The organism is Streptomyces sp. UNOB3_S3 (genome assembly GCF_020740895.1).
In the GTDB taxonomy this organism is placed as follows: domain Bacteria; phylum Actinomycetota; class Actinomycetes; order Streptomycetales; family Streptomycetaceae; genus Streptomyces.
Genome location: NZ_JAILXP010000751.1, coordinates 1 through 721 on the forward strand (window position 1 = coordinate 1; position 721 = coordinate 721).

The 721-nt window shown below is 71.6% G+C and carries 1 protein-coding gene; it reads right to left on the reverse strand.

The window, feature by feature from the left end:
* Positions 1–74: 74 nt before the first annotated feature.
* Positions 75–479: a DUF3040 domain-containing protein gene (locus tag K6I33_RS35455; RefSeq protein ID WP_229358892.1), complete on the reverse strand. Its 405-nt coding sequence runs from the start codon at positions 477–479 to the stop codon at positions 75–77.
* Between the last annotated feature and the right edge of the window lie 242 nt (positions 480–721).

Here is a 721-nt window from a genome sequence, read left to right on the forward strand (position 1 = left end):
GGATCTCAGCCCCCGCATACGCCTGGGGGCCGGGACAGAAGTCCCGGCCCCCAGGGCATTCAAGCCATACGGGGCTAGTGCCCCTGCTCGTCCCGTCGCCGCTGCCACCGCTGCTCGATGCGGTCCATCATGCCGCGCCGGCGGCCCACCGGCCGCCGTGTCATGCCCGCGGGCCCGCCGGGCCCACCGGTGCGCCGGACGCCGGGCCTCGGCGCCTTGCGCCACCCCGTCACCGCGAGCACGGCGCAGCCCAGCATGACGAGGAAGCCCGCCACGCTGATCCAGATCCGCTGGGTGACCATTCCGGCCATGAGGAGCGCGATGCCCACCAGAAAACCCGCGACCGCCTGGTAGACCCGTCGCCGGGTGTACGTGCGCAGGCCGCTGCCCTCGAGCGCTGTGGCGAACTTGGGATCTTCGGCGTACAGCGCTCGCTCCATCTGCTCGAGCATGCGCTGCTCGTGCTCCGAGAGCGGCACGGAGTCCTCCTACTCGTCGGTCGCGGGGGGCGACCGGGTGCGACCCTTTCAGGATAGGCAGGGAATCGCCCCCGTGAAACCCGCCCCTCTGCGCCAATTCGGCCACCGGCCCCGGTGTGGCGATCGATGCCGTCGGGACGTACATTCCCTGCCTGCCGATCGGCCATGCCGGACGGTGTCCCCCGATCATACGGGGCGAACGGCCTGATCGGGTGGGGTCCGTCCGAGGGGTGGATGAGGGG